Here is an 18253-nt window from a genome sequence, read left to right as displayed (position 1 = left end):
GCCCGCTCTCCCAGCCCCCCAGGAGGCCACATGAAAGCCATCCAGGTTCACCAGTTCGGCGGTCCCGAGGTCCTCGCCCTCCACGAAGTGGCCGCGCCGAAGCCGGGTCCCGGCCAGGTGCTCGTCCGGGTCCGCGCGGCCGGCGTGAACCCGTACGACACGTACATGCGCGCCGGCACCTACGCCATCAAGCCGCCGCTCCCGTACACCCCCGGCTCCGACGCGGCCGGCACCGTCGAGGCGGTCGGCCCGGGCGTCGCCCGGGTGAAGCCCGGCGACCGCGTCTACACCGCCGCCACCCTCTCCGGCGCGTACGCCGAGCTCGCCCTGGCGCAGGAGGCGCAGGTCCACCCGCTGCCGGAGAAGATCTCCTTCGCGCAGGGCGCCGGCCTGTGGGTCCCCTACGGAACCGCCTACACGGCGCTCCACCACCACGGCGCGGCGCGCGCCGGGGAGACCGTGCTCATCCACGGCGCCAGCGGCGGCGTCGGCGTCGCGGCCGCGCAGCTCGCGCGGGCGCAGGGGCTCACCGTCCTCGGCACCGCGGGGACCCCGCGCGGCCTCGAGCTCGCGAGGCGGGAGGGCGCTCACCAGGTCTTCGATCACTCGAAGGCCGGCTACACCGAGGAGATCCTGAAGGCGACCGGCGGGAAGGGCGTCGACGTCATCCTGGAGATGCTGGCGAACGTGAACCTCGCCGCCGACCTCAAGCTCCTCGCGCCCGGCGGGCGCGTGGTCGTCATCGGCAACCGCGGAGAGGCCTCCATCAACGCCCGCGAGCTCATGAGCCGCCGCGCCTCGATCCGCGGCTTCACGCTGTGGGCCGCGACGCCCGCCGAGGCCGCCGAGATCCACGCCGCCCTCGCCGCAGGCCTCGAGAACGGGACGCTGCGCCCCATCGTCGGCAAGGAGCTCCCGCTGGCGGAGGCGGCGCAGGCGCACCGCGAGGTGATGTCCTCCGGCGCCTACGGGAAGATCGTGCTCGTCCCCGGCTCGGCATGAACGACCCGGCTGCCATCGTCGACGACGCCGCGTTCACGGCGATGGTGGACGCGCGCGCCCGCTCGCTGCTCGACGTCGCCGGACGCCTCGGCGCGGTCGACGCCGACGCCGCGCTCGCGCTCCTGACCCGGCCGATGCTGGCGATGATCCGCTCCGAGGCCACCCAGCTCGAGGAGCTGCTGGACGCCTACGGCGCGCTCCGGAACGAGCGCTGGCGGCACTTCCGAGGTGTGATGGCGGGGGTGAAGACCTTCGCGCACGCGCACTACGGGCTCGTCCACCTGCTCCACGCGTCGGCCCAGTACCGCCTCCTCTGCGAGGAGGCCGATCTGGACGCCGGCCTCCTCCAGGCGCGGCGCTTCACGGCCCAGGTGCTGCACGCGGCCAGCCGGCGGCTCGCCGAGGCAGCGCGGTCGCTGGGGCTCTCCCCGCGTCCGGCGGACGTCTGCGCGGAGGTCCTGCCCCCCGGGCGCCTGCCCCCGGACTGCCCGCTCCGCCACGTCGAGGACGCGGGCGAGACGGTCGCGCGGCTCGCCACCGCGTTCCTCAACCTGGCCGACGGCGGCGCGCGCTCGCTCGCGCCCAGGGCCGCGTCCGCCGGCGGTGACCCGTCCCAGGACGCGCTGCCCACCGAGGGCGAGCTCCGCGACGCGGCCGAGGACTTCCACAACCTGCAGGCGCTCTACGACACCCACGTCGCTCGCACCGACGTCGAGCGCGACGACCCGGAGCTGCTCTCGCTCCGCGGGCACGCCTCCGCCGTCTATCACCTGCTCGAGGTGGCGACCGAGCTCGTGCACTACCGCGAGCGCCACCTCGTGCACGCGCCGGCCGGCGGCGACCGGCTCCCGCTCTTCGGCGACCACCCCGGCGGCATCCCGCCGGCGCGGCTCGACGCGGTGCTGCGCGTCGTGCTGGTCCTGGTGACCCGCTACCTGCAAGTCGGCCGGACCCTCGCCCAGCAGCTCCTCCGGCGCTACGCCGAGCGGGGCGAGATCACCGTGCCGGTCCCGCGCTACCGCGGCTTCCACGTGCGGCCCTCCACGCTGGTGGCCCGAGTGGCGTACCACTACGGGAGCGCCGTCTCCATGACGCTCGACGGCGAGACCTACGACGCGGCCTCGCCGATGGAGCTCTTCCGGGCCAACGAGGCGATCAACGCCAGGAAGCGCCGCTGGCTGGCCCAGGAGATCGGCGCGCTCGTGAACGGCGACGAGGAGCGGCTCGGCGACGACCTGGTCCGGGCCGTGCGCAACGTCCTCGTGCGCCTGTCCGAAGAGGCCAAGGTCATCCTCTACGAGCAGCCGCTCCCGCCCATCGAGGGCCCGCTCGGCGGCGGGCAGCCGGTCCTGGCCTTCATCGTCGACGCCGTGGCGCGGCTCCAGGCGCTCGGCAAGATCGACATCGTCGCCACGGTCACCGCCACCTTCCGCGGCGATCGCCGCGTGCTCGCGGACCTCGAGCTGCTGGCCGAGAGCGGCTACGGCGAGGACGCGTACGGCAACAACATCGCCCTGCCGGAGCAGCTCGGGTACCTGCGGCGCTGACGGACGCGGCAGGCGAGTGTGCCCCGGCGCCCGGCGGCGCCTTTTCTCGCCGGCCCGAGCCGTGCGATATGCATCGGACCGTGAGCCGATCCAGCACCGCCGAAGGCCCCCGCCGCCCCGAGCTCCTCGCCCCCGCCGGCGGCCTGGAGGCAGGCCTGGCCGCGCTGCAGTACGGCGCCGACGCGGTCTACCTGGGGCTGAAGCGCTTCTCCGCCCGCGCCGACGCGCAGAACTTCACGCTCGACGAGCTGGACCGCTTCCTCGGGCACGCCCGCGCGCTCACTCCCGTCCGCCGCGCCTTCGTGGCGGTGAACACGCTGGTGCTCGACCGCGAGCTCCCCGGCCTGGTGGACACGCTGGGGGACCTCGCCGACCTGGGCGCCGACGCCCTCATCGTGCAGGACCTGGGCGTGGCGCGGCTCGCCCGCCGCCACTTCCCCCAGCTCGAGCTGCACGCCAGCACCCAGCTCGCCGCCCACTCGCGCGCCGGGGTGGAGACGCTGCGCGACCTGGGCTTCGCGCGGGTCACCCTGGCGCGCGAGCTGACGCTGGAGGAGCTCCGCGACTGCGCCGCGGTGCCGGGGGTGGAGGTGGAGGCCTTCCTCCACGGCGCGCTCTGCTACGCCTACAGCGGGCTCTGCCTCTTCTCCTCGCACGTGCTCGGCCGCAGCGGCAACCGCGGCTCCTGCGCCTACCCGTGCCGCGACCGCTGGGAGGTGACCTCCCTCGACGGCCCGCCGCTGCCCGAGCGGCTGCGCTCCGGCTTCGCCTTCTCCATGAAGGACCTGGCGCTGCCCGACCACGTGGGCGCGCTGCGCGACGCGGGCGTGGCCTGCCTCAAGATCGAGGGGCGCAAGAAGGGGCCCACCTACGTCGCGGCCGCGGTGGACTACTACCGCCGGCTGCTCGACGGCACGCTCCCGGCGGCGGAGCGGCCGGAGCGGGAGGCGGACCTCAAGGCCACCTTCGCGCGCCCCTGGACGACGCTCTACCTCGACTCGCACCGCGAGAAGGACGTGGCCGACCGCGACCTGGTGGGCCACCGCGGCGCGCCGCTCGGCCAGGTGGAGGCGGTGGTGCGGTCGGGCGCGGGCGCCGCCATCCGGTTCCGCACCGCGCGCGCCCTGGCGCGCCACGACGGGCTCCAGGTGGAGGTCCCGGGACTCGACCGTCCGTTCGGGTTCGGGGTCTCCAGCCTGCGGCTCGTGACCCGCGGCGCCGCCGCGGACGTCTTCGAGGCGCCGGCGGGCGCGCTGGTGGAGGTGCCGCTGCCGGACGACTACCCCACCGTCCCGCGCGGCGCGCCCGTCTCCTGCTCCTCGTCCCAGGCGGTGAAGCTCCGCTACCAGCTCGAGCGCCCCAAGCTCGCGCAGCGCGCCCGCCGGCCCATGTCCGTCGCGGCCGAGGTCTCGGAGACTGGGCTCCGGCTGGAGGCGAGCGCCGAGGCCGCGCCGGGGCACGCTGTCCGGGCCGAAGTGACCGTCGCCGGCGCGCTCGAGGCGGCGCGCGATCCGGCCGGGATGGCCGCGAGCGCCCGCGCCGCGTTCGAGAAGCTGGGCGACACCCGCTTCCGGCTGGCCGGGCTCGACTGGCGCAACCCGGCCGGCCGCTTCGTGCCGGTGTCGCGGCTCAACGAGGCGCGGCGGGCGCTGGCGGAGGCGCTGGACGCGGCGGTCACCGCGCATGCGCGGGGCCAGGTCGAAGCGGCCCGCGCCGCCGAGGCCGCTCTCACACCTGGAGCCGCCGCCCCGGGCGACGCACCGCGCTTCACCGTCAAGGTGGACCGGCTCGAGGCGCTCGACGCCTTCGAGCCCGAGGACTTCGAGGGCGCGGACGACGTCGTCGTCGACCTCGGGCTCCTGCCGCTCCGCGGGCTCGTCGAGCGGCTCTCCGCCCTCACGGCGCGGGCCGGGCCGGAGCGGCTGCGGCTCGGGCTCCCGCTCATCGTGCGGGGCTGGGAGGAGCGGGCACTCCGGGCCCGCGTCGAGGCGCTGCGCGCGGCGGGGTACCGGCGGTGGGAGCTGACCGGGCCGGCCTCGTGGGCGCACCTCGGCCTCGCGCCCGGCGACGCCGGGGGCCTCGACCTCTCCTCCGACTGGAGCCTCTATGCGGTGAACCGCGCCGCGGCCCGGCAGCTCCGCGACCTGGGCGTGGGCCGGATCACCCTCTCCACCGAGGACGTCCGCGAGAACCTCGCGGCGCTGCTGGCGGAGCTGGGCCCGGCCGCGTCGGTGGTGGTGTACGAGGACTCGCCGCTCTTCATCTCCGAGTCCTGCCCCTACGCCAACCTCGCCGGCGGCTGCCCCGGGCCGGCCAGCTGCACCTTCGAGCGGATGGAGCTCACCTCGTCGCACGGCGGGAAGGCGCTGGTGGTGAACGAGCGCTGCCGCGCGTTCACCCTGAACGACGCGCCCTACAACCTCTCGCCGCGCCTGGCCGCGCTGCGGGAGGCGGGCGCCCGGAGCTTCCGGGTGCACTTCGTCCACCGCCCCTACGCGCCGGAGCGCGCCCGGGAGCTCTGGCGCGCGCTGCGGCGGGGCCAGGTGGTCCGGCCGGGCCACCTCGGGAACTTCGACCGCGAGGCCTGGTAGCGGCCGCTACTTCAGGTCGGGCCGCGGCCGCTCGCCGAGGTACGTCCTGCGCTCCAGCTCGGCCAGGACGCCGAGCGCGCGCTTCAGGGTCGAGAGGAAGGTCTTCATGGGGCTCCTCAGGCCTGCGCGGCGACGCCGAGGGCCTCCGGCTCCGCCTCGTCGATCGCCTCGGGCAGGACCTTGCGGTCGAGCATGGCCCGCGCCCGCTCCACGTCGAGCTCGCCCTCCCAGCGCGACACCGCCACCGAGGCCACGCCGTTGCCGATGAGGTTCGTGATGGCGCGCGCCTCGGACATGAAGCGGTCCACGCCGAGCAGCAGGGTGAGGCCCGCCACCGGGATGTTGCCGACCGCCGACAGGGTGGCGGCGAGCGTGATGAAGCCGCCGCCCGTCACCGCCGCCGCGCCCTTCGAGGTGAGCAGGAGCACGGCCAGGATCTCGAGCTCCTGGCCCATGGTGACGTGGGTGTTCGTCGCCTGGGCGATGAAGAGCGTGGCGAGCGTCAGGTAGATGGAGGTGCCGTCCAGGTTGAAGGAGTAGCCCATCGGCACGACGAGCCCGACCACCGGCTTGCCGCAGCCGAGCTTCTCCATCTTGCGCATCATGAGGGGGAGCGCCGACTCGGACGAGCTCGTCCCGAGGACGATCAGGATCTCCTCCTTGATGTACCGGAGGAACTTGAAGATGTTGAGCCGGCAGATCAGCATCACCAGGCCCAGCACCAGGAACACGAAGAGGACGCTCGTCGTGTAGAAGGTGCCGATGAGCTTGGCGAGGCTCACCAGCGTCTTCACCCCGTACTTCCCCACGGTGAAGGCCATGGCGCCGAACGCGCCGATGGGCGCGACCCGCATCACGATGCCGACGATCTTGAAGAGGACGCCGGAGAGGCCGTCGATGAACTGGAGCACCACCTTGGCGTAGTCGCCCTTCATGCCGGCCAGCGCGACGCCGAACAGGATGGAGAAGAACAGCACCTGGAGGATCTCGCCGCGCGCGAACGCGTCGGCGACGTCCTTCGGGATGATGTTCATCACGAAGTCCATCGTGGACAGGTGCGCCGACGGCGCCGTGTAGCTGGCGATGGCCTTGGTGTCGAGGGTGGCCGGGTTCACGTTCATCCCGGCGCCCGGCACGAGGACCTTGCCCACCAGGAGGCCGATGGCGAGGGCGATGGTGGTGAGGACCTCGAAGTAGATGATGCCCTTGAGGCCCACGCGGCCGACCTTCTTCAGATCGCCCATCTTCGCGATGCCGGTCACGACCGTGGAGAAGACGATCGGGGCGATGAGCATCTTGACGAGCTTGATGAAGCCCTCGCCGAGCGGCTTCATCTGCGTCCCGACGGCCGGGTAGAGGTGCCCGACCAGCGCGCCGATGATCACGGCCGTGATGACTTGCAGGTAGAGGCTACGGGAGAAGCGCTTCACGTCGTCCTCCTTGCGGCGCCGGCGGCCGCGTCGGCTGGGTTGCACGACGCGGCGCGTCGCCAGCTCCCCTGAGCCCGGGAGCTCTCCTCCTGAGCACGGACGATGCCGTCCGGTGCGACAGGGTGTGCTGCGCGCGAACGCGCTGTCCCCGCGGGGTCTCACGCACCGGAGGCGCGGCGCGCGCGTGGCGAACGGGTATGCCGTCTGGAATGGAGCTTCGGCGTGAGCGAGCGTTTTCCGGCGTATCCACGGGCCGCTCGCGGCGCGATGCCGGACGGAATGCGCATTCCGGCCGGAATACGGGTTCGCGCCGACCCGCCTAGCCGCGGCGATACGACTTGAGCCGCTTCGAGAGCGCCGGCTGCGAGATCCCGAGCAGCCGCGCCGCCAGCGTCTGGTTGCCGCCGGCGCGCGACATCGCCTCCTGGATCAGCAGCTCCAGGCTCTCGTCGAAGCCCGGCAGGCGCTCCAGGCCGGCGAAGGGGTTCTTCTCCCCCTCGCCCTCGCCCGCCGGCGCCGCGGCCGGCGCGCCGCGCCGGAGGCCGATGGCGTCGAGGAAGGAGTCCATCGAGAGGACGCGCTCCTTGTGGACGCTGACGGCGTCGAAGACCATCGCCTTCAGCTCGCGCACGTTGCCCGGGAAGTCGTGCGCCGCCAGGAGCTGCGCCAGCTGCCTAGGGGCGGTGGGCTTCTTCTTGCCCAGGGAGCGCGCCGCCTCGTCGAGGAAGTGCTCGAGGAGGAGCGGCACGTCGCCCTTGCGCTCGCGCAGCGGCGGGACGCGCACCCGGTGCGTGCGCAGCCGGTAGTAGAGGTCGCGCCGGAAGAGGCCCGCCTTCTCCTTGGCGGTGAGGTCCTGGTGGGTGGCGACGATGACGCGCGCCTTGACGCGCTTCGGGCGATCGCTGCCGAGCGGGAAGTACTCGCCGTCCTGCAGGAACCGGAGCAGCTTCACCTGGGAGGCGATGCTGAGGTCCCCGATCTCGTCGAGGAACAGGGTGCCGTCCGCCGCCTCCTCCACCACGCCCCGGCGCGGCTGCTCGGCGCCGGTGAAGGCGCCGCGCACGTGCCCGAAGAGCGTGTCGGCGAAGACCGGGTCGTCCACCCCGGCGACGTTCACCGCCACCAGCGCGCCGCGGCAGCCGGAGAGCTGGTGCGTCGCGCGGGCGATGAGCTCCTTGCCGACGCCGCTCTCGCCGGTGATGAGCAGCGGCTGCGGGCTCCGCGCCACCGCCTCGATGTACGAGAAGAGGGTGCGCATCGTCGGGTCGCTGGTGACGATGCCGGAGAAGGCCTCCGGGTGCTGCGGCGCGCCGGCCAGCAGCCGGCTCGACATCTCGAGGTTCTCGCGCTGCAGCTCCTGCATGCGGACGGCGCGCAGCACGCCCGCCACCAGGCGATCCTCCTCGTCGGTCTTCACGTGGTAGTCGAACGCGCCGAGCTTCACGCACCGGACCGCCGTCTCGATCTGGTTCATGCCGCTCACCACGATCACCGAGACGCCCGGGTGGTCGGCCGCGATCAGCGCCAGGAGCTCCTCGCCCGAGAGGTGCGGCATGGTGAGATCGAGCAGCACCACGCCCACGTCGTCCCCGTCGAGGATCTCGAGGACGCGCCGCGGGTCGTCGCAGGTGATGAGGTGGGTGAGGCCGGCGGAGCGCTCGAGGGTCATGGCGAGCGAGCGCAGCCAGGCCGGCTCGTCGTCGACGAGGAGGATCCCGAAGGCCGGGGAGACCCGCTCGCTCATGCCGCCGCCTCCGTCGAGATCGCGCGCAGCGCGAAGGACACCGTGGTGCCGGCGCCGACCGCGGACTCGAACTGGAGCGCGCCGCCGTGCTCCTTCACGATGGTGGCGGAGATCGAGAGCCCGAGGCCGGTCCCGCCCGTCTCGCGCTTGGTGGTGAAGAACGGGTCGGTGAGGCGGGGCAGGTCCTCGGGGGCGATGCCGGCGCCCTCGTCCGCCACCTCGACCACCACCTCGCCGCGCGCGGGGTCGTGGCGCGTCGCGAGGCGGACCGCGCGCTCGGGGCCGGGCAGCGCCTGGCAGGCGTTGAGGAGCAGGTTCACGAGGACCTGCTCGATGCGCTGCGGGTTGCCGAGGACGCGCGGCAGGTCCCGCCCCAGCTCCAGGGTGAACCGGTGCGTCGCCTTCCGGATCGAGACGTCGACCAGCCGGACCGCGGCGGCGGCCACGGCGTTCACGTCCATGGGCTCGAGCGCCGGCGCGTCCTCGCGGCGCGCGAAGTTCTTGAGGTCGTCGACGATGCGCTTGATGCGCCGCCCGCCGGCCAGCATCTCGTCGAGCATCTGCGGCAGCTCCGCGCGCATCCGGTCGTAGGGGAGGCCGGCGAGCTCGAAGCGCGCGCCCAGCTCCTGGCGGCGGGCGTCGAGCACCTCGCAGGCGTCGAGCAGGGCGGCCTTGAGGATGGGCATGTTGAGGAGGATGTAGCCGTTCGGGTTGTTGATCTCGTGCGCCACGCCCGAGACCAGCACGCCGAGCGCGGCCATCTTGCCCGCCTGGATGAGCTGCTGCTGGTGCTGCCGCAGCTCCTCCTCGGAGCGCTTGCGCTCGGCGACCTCGCGCGCCAGCGACGCGGTCCGCTGCGCCACGAGCTTCTGCAGCGAGCGCGACCACAGCACCGTGCCGCCGAGCACGAGGAGCAGCGGCACGAGCGCCAGGCTCACGTACTCGAGGATGGTGCGGAGCCCCGGACCGCGCGGCTCGAGCACCCCCAGCCAGCGCTCCTGGATGGCGTCGTAGCGGCCGGTCTGCTTGAGGATGGCGAGCCCCTCGTCGAAGCGGGCCACGAGCTCGCCGTGGCCCTTCTTCACGGCGTAGCCGTACCGCTCGACCGCCACCCGCCGCGCCACCGGGACGACGTTCGTGAGGTGCAGCTCGCGGAGGATGTGGATCCCGGGGAGGAGCGCCAGCGCCACGTACTCGTGCTGGCCCGAGGCGAGGAGCCGCAGCGCGTCGGCGGGGGTGCCGGTGCGCACGAGGTCCGCCCCGAACCCGCGCCCGGTGAGGGTCTCGTCCATGATCCCGCCGCCGAACACGATCACCTTCTTCCCGCGCAGCTCGTCGAGCGACGCGACCGGCGGGGTGCCGCGGCGGGCGAAGATGGCGTGCTGGATGATGGCGTGCGGCGGCGCGAAGTCGAGCTCCCGGGCCCGCTCCTGCGAATAGGTGAGGCCCTGCAGGACGTCGATCTCGCCCGAGAGCAGGCCGGCGCGCATCTCGGCCCAGGTCCCGGAGCGGAACTCGACCGTCATGCCCATCACCTCGGCGATGGCGCGGGTGAGGTCGACGTTGAAGCCGGCCGGGTGCCCGGCCGCGTCGACGAACTCGTAGGGCGGGTAGTCGCGGTCGAGGCCCACCACGATGGCGTGGCCGGCGGGCTCGTCGAGGGGCTGCGCCCGGGCAGGCGGCGCGGTGAGCGCCAGCACGCCCGCCGAGGCGAGCGCGAGGAGGGGTCGCGGGACCGTCACGAGGCGACACGCTACCCCAAAGCGGCCGCGAGCTGGCTGCGCCTCCCCTGCATCCCGCCCCGCGCTCCCTGCCCTACCCGACTACCCGAGGTCGCGGGCGTCCACCGGGAGGTCCAGCTGCGGGCGCGGGAGGCCCCACCACGAGGCGGCGCCGCTGGCGCCGGCGTCGGCCCTCCGCTCGGCCCGCGCGCGCACCGTCGCGAGCAGGCGCAGGAGCGCGGGGCGCGCCTGCACGCGGCCTCGCTCCTCGAAGGTGAGGGCGGCGATCGCCTCCGCCACCGTGCCCGCCTCCCGGATCTTCTTCTCCGCCACGGCCTCGACCGGATCGAAGGCGCCGCCCCCGCCGGACGGCGCCCGGTCGGTGAGCGCGAGGTGGCGCTGCAGGAGCCGCGGGTCCTCGACCACGCTCGCGAGGTCGGGCGTCTCCGCGAGCGCGGCGCGGTAGGCGGGCAGGACGAGCTCGACCGCGCGCGCGATGGGGGGCGTCCGCGTCTCCTCCGGGGTGCGGAGCAGGCCGGCGCGCCGGACGGCGCGGCCCACGGCGCCCGACGCGACGAGCTTCGAGAGCGGCGCCGCCAGCACCAGCCCCAGGGCGGCGGGCGCGAGCCAGGCCGCCATCTGCCAGGAGATGCTCCAGGCCACCAGGGCCAGGGCGAGGCCCACCAGGGCGTGCCAGCGGTGCGCGCGCAGCGCCTCCGGCCAGGCGAGGCTCGCGCCCTCCCGGCGCTGCGCCCGCCAGCCGGAGCTCCGGCCGCGCAGGACGTCCGCGACGAGCCCGCAGTGGATGAGCGCCTGGATGGGCGCGATGAGCGCCGAGACCACCACCTCGAGCGCGAAGCCCAGCGTCGCGAGGAGGAGCCCGCCGTGCGCGCGGCGCCGCCCCGGCCTCACCACGACCGACAGGAAGCCCAGCACCTTCGGCCCGAACAGCACGCCCAGGGTGAGCGCGAAGAGGCGGACCGCGCGCTCCGGGTCGATGCGCGGCCACAGCGGGAAGAGCGTCTGCACGTGCGAGAAGTACTGCTGCCGGGCCGACTCGTACTGGACGCCGAGCGCCAGCGCCGAGATCACGAACAGGAGCCAGATGGGCGAGGAGAGGTACGACATGATCCCGGCCACGAAGTGCAGCCGGGAGAGCCAGTGCAGGCCCTTCGCCCCGAGGACCCGCGCGTGCTGGAGGTTGCCCTGGCACCAGCGCCGGTCGCGGACGGCCAGGTCCAGGATGGACGACGGGCCCTCCTCGTAGGAGCCCGCCAGGTCGGCGGCGATCGTCACCTTCCAGCCGCCGCGCCGGAGGAGCGCCGCCTCCACGAAGTCGTGGCTGAGGATGAAGCCGCCGAAGGGCGGCTCGCCCGGCAGCACCGGGAGCCCGGCGCAGGCGAGGAAGGCCTCGGTGCGGAGGATGGCGTTGTGGCCCCAGAAGTTGCCCTCGCTCCCCGTCCACCACGCGAGCCCGTCGCCGAGCAAGGCGCCGTAGACGCTGCCGGCGAACTGCTGCACGCGCGCGAGCAGCGTCGTCCCGCGGTGGAGGCGCGGCAGGGTCTGGATGAGCCCTGCGTCCGGGTCGTCCTCCATCCGCTGGGCCAGCGCGACCAGGGTGGCGCCGTCCATGAGGCTGTCGGCGTCGAGGACGAGCAGGTGGTCGTAGGCGCCGCCCCACCGCTCGCAGAAGTCGCGGATGTTGCCCGGCTTGTGGGCGACGTTCCGCGCGCGGCGCCGGTAGAAGACGCGGACCGCGCCCTCGAGCCGCCGCCGGAGGAGCCGGACCGCCTCCAGCTCCGCCAGGGCGACGTCCCCGCGGGTGGTGTCGCTGAGCAGGAACAGGTCGAAGGCGCGCCCCGCGCCCCGGGCGGCGAGGTCGCGCCCCATCGCCTCGAGGGCCGCCGCGACGCGGGCGGGATCCTCGTTGTAGGTGGGCAGGAGGAGCGCGGTGCGCGTGCGGAGCGGGCGATCGGCGGGCGCGCCCTCGCGGCGGCGCGTCACCACCCGGGCGAACCCGACCAGCGACGTCACCAGCGGCAGGCTGATCCAGGCGAAGTTGACCGCGAAGAGCGCCAGCACCGCGACCGCGACCGGCGTCAGGTGGCCGACCGCCAGCGCGCGCCACATCTCCTCGATGGCGTAGCCGGCCAGCGCCAGGGCCGCCCCGAACACCGCCGCCCGCCGCCACGCCGGCGTGCGCGCCCGGCGCGGGTCGCGCGGCCTCCGCCGGCTCGCCCCGTCGAACCGCCCGAGCGCCTGCGACGGCATCGGGCGCGGCCGCTCGGGCGGCATGCCCCGCTCCTCGCGGCCGGACCCCGGGGCGCCCCCCTCCCGCTGCCTCAACGCTTCGTCCATCGGTAGAGCCAGACCTCCGCGCAACGTGAACCCCCGAGCTCGAGCTCGAGCCGCAGCTCGCTCAGCTCCGCCTTCTCGGGGTCGAGGATGAAGGTCACCCGATAACCGTGCGTGAGCGGGTTGTCACTCACGACCACGTCGTGGACCTTTCCGGCCGAGGCGGTCACCACGGCGGTCGGGGCGGCGCACGCTCCGTCGCACGCCTGACGCCCCGGCGCATAGTCGACGACGAAGCGGCGGACCGGCGTCGGCGCCTTCACGTCCGCGCGGCCGACGGCGGTCCCCACCACGCGGAGGAGCTCGCGCTCGGCGGACGGCTCGTCGCCCCACGCCAGCCGGTAGGCGAAGCGGAGCTCGCCGCCCGCGGGGATGGGCCGGCGCGGGTGCCAGAAGGCCACCACGTTGTCGTGGATCTCGGCGTCCGACGGGATCTCGGTCAGGACCACCTCGCCCTCGCCCCAGTCGCCCGCCGGCTCGACCCACAGGCTCGGGCGGCGCTCGAAGCGGGACTCGAGGTCCTGGTAGTGGTCCGGGTCGCGGTCGCGCTGCACGAGGCCGAATCCGCGCGGCCCCTGGTCCGCGAAGGCGCTGATCTGCAGTCGGGTGGGGTTCGCGAGCGGCCGCCACAGGTGCTCGCCCCGGCCGTTCACCACGAGGAGCCCGTCCGAGTCGTGGACCTGGGGGCGGAAGTCGTCCACCCCGCCGCGCTCGCTCGGCGCGAACATGAACATGCTCGTGCCAGGGGCGAGGCCCGCCTCCGCCAGCGCGACGCGGGGGAAGAGCACCGCCTCGACCAGCATGACCGTGTCGCGGCCCGGGTGGATCTCGAACCGGTAGGCCCCGGCGACGCTCGGGCTGTCGAGGAGCGCGTGCACCGTCACCGCCGCGCTGCGCGGCTTCGGCTCCTCGATCCAGAAGGCCCGGAAGGCGGGGAACTCCTCGCCGCTCGGGTGCCCCACCTTCACCGCCAGGCCGCGCGCCGACAGCCCGTACTCCTGGTCGCGGCCGAGCGAGCGGAAGTAGCTCGCGCCCTGGAAGACCGCCACCTCGTCGAAGTGCCGCCGGTCGTTCAAGGGGTACAGCAGCCGGAAGCCCGAGAAGCCGACGTCCTCGGCCGGCAGCGGCGCCGGGACGAGCTTCCCGGCCGTGAACAGGTCCGGGCGGTAGGCGAGGTGCTTCGCCCGGCCGTCCTTCACCAGCGCCAGCTCGACGCCGCTGGTGAAGAGGTAGCCGGGGGGCAGGAGCTGCAGGTGGAAGCCGCGGCTCGGGTGCGCCCAGATCGTCTCCGAGGGCCGGAACCGGATGTCGCGGTACTGGTCGTAGGTGAGCTTCGCCAGGCTGTCCGGCACCGTGGCGGGCGGCGGGGCATACGGCGCCTGGGCGAGCGCCCGAGCGAGCGCGATCACGGTCCCCGGGCCGAACGGCCCGTCGCGCGCCAGGCGCGGCTCCGCCCGGGTGATCGGATGGATCTCCGGCGGGTGGCCCGCGGGCGGCGGGGCGGCGAGCGCCTGCGCAGGGAGCGCCAGGCCGATCGCGGCCAGCAGCCCGATCGCCGGACCGCCCCCGCGCCCCTGCCCGCGTCCCGCGCACGGCCTGCCGCAAAAGCCAGCATCCGAGCGGCTTTTTTCAGTTCGTCCCATCGCGTCGTCGCGGACAGGATGGCCCCGACGCGCGCCCGCGGCCACCCGCAGAGCCCAAGACGTCCGTCCGCCGTGGGGCGGGCGCGGTGAGCGCCTCGCGGACCCGCGCGCCATTCACCCAAAGTGAGCGAGCAACGCCTCGGCCGCCCCTCCGCCGCCGGTCGCGCGGAGGAATTTCGCGGCGCGGGCGGACCGTTCCAGCCCCGAATGGAAAGCAGACGACTGGACGTGCGCATGAGGCACACACGTACGGCGCTGTGCGCTGTCGGCGCAGCGGCGCTCTTCGCCTTCTCGCCCGCGGGAGCGAGGGCCGCAGCCGGGGTCACCCAGGGTGACGCCGCCGCGCCTCGGCCCTTCCGCGCTTCGCCAGCGCAGCAGGCGTTCCTGGACCAGCTCCAGCGCGACACCTTCAAGTTCTTCTGGGAGGCGTCCCCCGCCGGGACCGGGCTCACCCCCGACCGCGCGCCGGGGTCGGACGTGTCGAGCGTGGCGGCGGTGGGGTTCGCGCTGACGTCGTACCTGGTGGGCGTCGAGCGGGGCTACGTCTCGCGAGCGGACGCCGCCGCGCGGACGCTGGTCACGCTCGAGACGCTCTGGCGCGCGCCGCAGGGCCCCGAAGCCGAGGGCACCTCCGGCCACCACGGCCTCTACTACCACTTCCTCGACGCCCGCCGCGCCGTCCGGGCGAACCGCTCGGAGCTGTCCACCATCGACACCGCGCTGCTCATGGCCGGGGTCCTCTCGTCACAGGCGTACTTCGACCGGGAGGACGCGACCGAGCGCGCCATCCGCCGCCTCGCCGATCGCCTCTACCGGAGGGTGGACTGGGCCTGGGCCACCTCGCCCCGCCACGCGCCGCTCCTCAGCATGGGCTGGAGCCCGGAGGCGGGCTTCATCGACGTGGACTGGAGCGGCTACAACGAGGGCATGCTGCTCTACGTCCTGGCGCTCGGGTCGCCGACGCACCCGGTCGACCCGCGGGCCTGGGAGGCGTGGGCCAGCTCGTACCAGTGGGACGGGTCCCGCGGGCCGGCGCACGTGGCCTTCGGGCCGCTCTTCGGCCACCAGTACTCGCACGTCTGGATCGACTTCCGCGGGATCCAGGACCGCGTCATGCGCGCGCGGGGGAGCGACTACTTCCAGAACTCCGTGCGCGCGACCTACGCCAACCGCGCCTACTGCATCGCCAACCCCGGCGGCTGGAAGGGCTACGGCGAGCTCGGGTGGGGGCTGACCGCCTCCGACGGCCCGCTCGACTCCGCCCGCCCGCCGCCCGGCGCGGAGCGGTTCCGCGCCTACTGGGCGCGCGGCGCGGACGCGGCCACCGACGACGGGACCATCGCGCCCACCGCCGCGGGCGGCTCGGTGGCGTTCGCGCCGGAGGTGGCCATCCCCACCCTGGTGAGCTTCAAGGAGCGCTTCGGCGACCGCCTCTACGGTGCGTACGGGTTCAAGGACGCCTTCAACCTCTCCTATCCCGGGGCGCCGCAGGGGTGGTTCGACGACGCCTACCTGGGCATCGACCAGGGGCCGATCCTGCTCATGGTGGAGAACTACCGCACCGGCTTCGTGTGGCAGCTCCTCCGGAAGAGCCCCGTCCTCGCGAGCGGGCTCGAGCGCGCGGGGTTCAGCGGCGGCTGGCTCGGCGCGCCCGAGCGGCAGGCGTCGCTGTCGCTCCGCTGACCCTGCGGCGGGGGACGAGCCCCCGCCCTACCGAGACGGTCGGTCCCGGCTTCAGCGCGACTCGAGCTGCCGGACGAGCGGATCGACGTCCTTGGGGGTGAGGCCGAGCCCCTGGAGCACCTGGCCCCAGGTGGCGTGGCCGCCCTTCACCGACGCGAGGACGGTGGCCGGCTTCGTCTGGAGGCGGTCCGCGAGGACGACGGCCAGGATGGCCTCGCTGGGCGACGCGCCCGCCTCGTGCAGCGCGGCGACGGCCGCGGGCTCGGCCCGCAGCCGGGAGGTGAGGACGTCGTCCACGGCCAGGGCGGCGAGCTCGCCGTCCGGCGCGCCGCGCGACAGCGCGCCCTCGAACGCCTTGCCGAGGCGGCCGGGCGGCGCGAGCGCCGCCTTCCACGAGCCACCGGCCTTCTTGGCCTCGAGCAGCCGCGAGGGGTCGGCGCCGATCCTGGAGGCGGCCCAGTGCGCGACCCAGAGGTCGTCGGGCGAGGTCCCGGTCATCACCGCCTCGACCAGCTCACGCTTCGGAGGTCCGAACGCCGCCGAGAGGAGGGAGCTGCGGCTGGTGGCGAGGATGTAGGGATCGGCCGCGCCGGGGCGCTCGAGGTCGAAGGTCCGCTCGCGGTAGCAGTGGCACGCCCCCGGGCCGTCGGCGCGCCCGGCCGAGGGGAGGGCCGCGACCACGGCGGCGGCGAACAGCAGGCTCGGCACTCTCACGCGTGACCTCCGCCAGGCTCGCACCAGGAGGGGCAGCCTGAGGTTTCCGGCGGCGCGCAGGCTGCACGCCGCGCGCCAGCGGGCGACCGGGCGTGGAACCCGTGAGTTGACGCTGCCCTGCCGGATCTCACGGACGGTGCAGCGGTGCAAGCCTTGCGCGGGCACCCATATCGCGGTGCGCGCGAGGCCTCACTTCCTCGGCGCCTGGTGCAGCGCGAACGCCGCGCCCTGCGGGTCCATCAGCTGCGCGATGCGCCCGCCGCCGGGCACGTCCATCGGGCCGTTCATGACCTTTCCGCCCTTGCGGGTGGCGCGCCCGATCGCCGCGTCGAGGTCGCTCGTCGACGCGTAGTAGAGCCACATGGGCGGCGGCGGCGCGCCCTTCGGCGTCGTCATCATCCCGCCCAGCCGCCGGTCGCCGACGCCGAAGATCCGGTAGGTGCCCATCGGCCCCATGTCCATCTCTTCCAGGATCTTCCAGCCGAGGAGCTCGCCGTAGAACCTGGCCGCGGCGGCGCTGTCGCTCGTCAACAGCTCGTTCCAGCAGAACTCGCCGTCCTTGGCGGGGTCGTGGAGCGACATCGGGCCGCTCGGCTTGAAGACGGAGAAGACCGGCCCCTGCGGATCGGCCAGCACCGCGAACCGCCCCACGGTCGGGATGTCCTCGGGCTCCTTCCACACCTTCCCGCCGAGCTTCTTCGCGAGCTTCGCCGCCGCGTCGACGTCGTCGACCTGGACGTGCGCCATCCAGTGCGGCCGCGCGCCCATCTTCGCCGCCTCGGCCGGGAGCTCCATCACCCCGCCCAGCGGCCCCTGGCTGCCCACCCACATCGTGTAGTCGTGGCCGCCCTCTCCGAACGGCTGCGTCTTCCACCCGACGACGTCGGAGTAGAAGGCGATCGCCGCCGCGACGTCCTTCGTGAGGTGTTCGTACCAGACGAAGAGACCCTGGTTCGAGCTGGCCATCGTGCATCCTCCTGGAGGGATTCACCCCGTGGCGCTTCAAGCGCGCCACGGCGCTCCCCCATAGCCGCGCCCCTCAGCGCGCGCCGCGCCCGGCCTGCCCGGGGCGTGCCCTCCGCCGCGCGGACCTGGCAGCATCGGCGCAGGGGTGAGGCGATGGACGAGGCGCCGGTCCTGGAGTGCGGCCGCGAGCTCGAGCGCCTGACGGCGCAGGCCCTCGCCGGCGGGTGCCGCGACGAGGAAGGCTTCCTGGCGCTCGGCGCGGCGCTCGAGCGGCGGATCGCGCTCGCGCTGGAGTCGAGCGCGGGCCGCGACGAGCCGCGGCCGGCCTGCGCGCCGGGGTGCGCGGCCTGTTGCACCGTGAACGTGGCGACGCTCCCGGTGGAGGGCCTCGCGGTGGCGGGCTTCCTCCGCCGGCGGCTCGCGCCGGGCGAGGTCGCGCGCCGCGCCGCCGCGCTGCTCGCCTTCCACGAGCGGGTCCGCTGGTGCGAGGACGCCGAGCGGATCCGGGGCGGCCTCGCGTGTCCGTTCCTCGACGCGCACGGCGCGTGCGCCGTCCACCCGGTCCGGCCGCTCGCTTGCCGCGGCGTCTCCTCCCTGGACGCGGCGGAGTGCCGCCGCGCGCTCGCGGAGCGCGCCGGCGACGAGGAGGACGAGGGGGCCGGCGCCGTCCGGATGAACCTGCTCCAGAAGGCGCTCCACGACGAGGCGCACCGGGCCGTCGCGGCCGCGCTCTCCGCCCGTGGCCTTGACGCGCGGAGCCGGGACGTGTCCGGCATGGCCGGCGCGTTCCTGGCCGACCCCGGCCTGGTGGAGGCCTGGGCGGCCGGGGGGCGGGTGCCGCTCGAGTGAGCGGCGGG

Annotated in this window: 12 protein-coding genes; 5 read left to right on the top strand and 7 right to left on the bottom strand. The window is 74.5% G+C overall.

Annotated elements, in window-relative coordinates:
• Positions 1–30 precede the first annotated feature (30 nt).
• The 3 genes from HWY08_RS06555 to HWY08_RS06545 all read left to right on the top strand — a co-directional run bounded on the left by HWY08_RS06555 (position 31) and on the right by HWY08_RS06545 (position 5140).
• Entirely contained in the window at positions 31–1002 is a 972-nt protein-coding gene (locus HWY08_RS06555) for an NADPH:quinone reductase (RefSeq protein ID WP_176064066.1), read from the top strand.
• Positions 999–2549 carry an HPr family phosphocarrier protein gene (locus HWY08_RS06550; RefSeq protein WP_176064065.1) on the top strand — a complete coding sequence of 517 codons (1551 nt, stop codon included), beginning with the start codon at positions 999–1001 and terminating at the stop codon, positions 2547–2549. Before HWY08_RS06555 ends, HWY08_RS06550 begins: the two co-directional genes overlap by 4 nt.
• An 80-nt stretch (positions 2550–2629) precedes the next feature.
• Positions 2630–5140, top strand: coding sequence for a peptidase U32 family protein (locus HWY08_RS06545; RefSeq protein ID WP_176064064.1), 2511 nt, complete (start codon positions 2630–2632; stop codon positions 5138–5140).
• Between the two features lie 116 nt (positions 5141–5256).
• On the opposite strand, the gene HWY08_RS06540 is transcribed toward HWY08_RS06545, so the two are convergent.
• The 5 genes from HWY08_RS06540 to HWY08_RS06520 form a co-directional block, all read right to left on the bottom strand.
• Positions 5257–6570: a dicarboxylate/amino acid:cation symporter gene (locus tag HWY08_RS06540; RefSeq protein WP_176064063.1), complete on the bottom strand. Its 1314-nt coding sequence runs from the start codon at positions 6568–6570 to the stop codon at positions 5257–5259.
• 319 nt (positions 6571–6889) lie between these two features.
• A complete protein-coding gene (locus HWY08_RS06535; RefSeq protein ID WP_176064062.1) occupies positions 6890–8314 on the bottom strand; it encodes a sigma-54-dependent transcriptional regulator in 1425 nt (474 codons plus the stop codon).
• Positions 8311–10056, bottom strand: coding sequence for a transporter substrate-binding domain-containing protein (locus HWY08_RS06530; protein WP_235969497.1), 1746 nt, complete (start codon positions 10054–10056; stop codon positions 8311–8313). Before HWY08_RS06530 ends, HWY08_RS06535 begins: the two co-directional genes overlap by 4 nt.
• Before the next feature lie 81 nt (positions 10057–10137).
• The gene (gene mdoH / locus HWY08_RS06525) at positions 10138–12393 is read right to left on the bottom strand and encodes a glucans biosynthesis glucosyltransferase MdoH (protein WP_263858065.1); all 2256 of its coding nucleotides are present in this window, start codon (positions 12391–12393) and stop codon (positions 10138–10140) included.
• Complete coding sequence (locus tag HWY08_RS06520) at positions 12378–14033, bottom strand: OpgD/OpgG family glucan biosynthesis protein (protein ID WP_255499560.1); 1656 nt, start codon at positions 14031–14033, stop codon at positions 12378–12380. Before HWY08_RS06520 ends, mdoH begins: the two co-directional genes overlap by 16 nt.
• A 234-nt stretch (positions 14034–14267) precedes the next feature.
• Between HWY08_RS06520 and HWY08_RS06515 the strand changes: the two genes are divergently transcribed.
• Entirely contained in the window at positions 14268–15716 is a 1449-nt protein-coding gene (locus tag HWY08_RS06515) for a glucoamylase family protein (protein WP_176064059.1), read from the top strand.
• 51 nt (positions 15717–15767) lie between these two features.
• Here HWY08_RS06515 and HWY08_RS06510 read toward each other — a convergent pair whose 3' ends face one another.
• Together HWY08_RS06510 and HWY08_RS06505 are read right to left on the bottom strand one after the other, a co-directional pair.
• Positions 15768–16430: a hypothetical protein gene (locus HWY08_RS06510; RefSeq protein ID WP_176064058.1), complete on the bottom strand. Its 663-nt coding sequence runs from the start codon at positions 16428–16430 to the stop codon at positions 15768–15770.
• A gap of 189 nt (positions 16431–16619) precedes the next feature.
• On the bottom strand, positions 16620–17396 hold the full coding sequence (locus HWY08_RS06505; protein WP_176064057.1) for a VOC family protein: 777 nt from the start codon (positions 17394–17396) through the stop codon (positions 16620–16622).
• 153 nt (positions 17397–17549) lie between these two features.
• On the opposite strand from HWY08_RS06505, the gene HWY08_RS06500 reads away from it, so the two are divergent.
• On the top strand, positions 17550–18245 hold the full coding sequence (locus HWY08_RS06500; RefSeq protein WP_176064056.1) for a YkgJ family cysteine cluster protein: 696 nt from the start codon (positions 17550–17552) through the stop codon (positions 18243–18245).
• The last annotated feature ends 8 nt before the right edge of the window (positions 18246–18253 follow it).

This window comes from Anaeromyxobacter diazotrophicus, assembly GCF_013340205.1.
GTDB classification, from domain to species: domain Bacteria; phylum Myxococcota; class Myxococcia; order Myxococcales; family Anaeromyxobacteraceae; genus Anaeromyxobacter_A; species Anaeromyxobacter_A diazotrophicus.
Note: the sequence above shows the minus strand (reverse complement) of the source record. Positions and strands in the feature narration are given on the sequence as shown.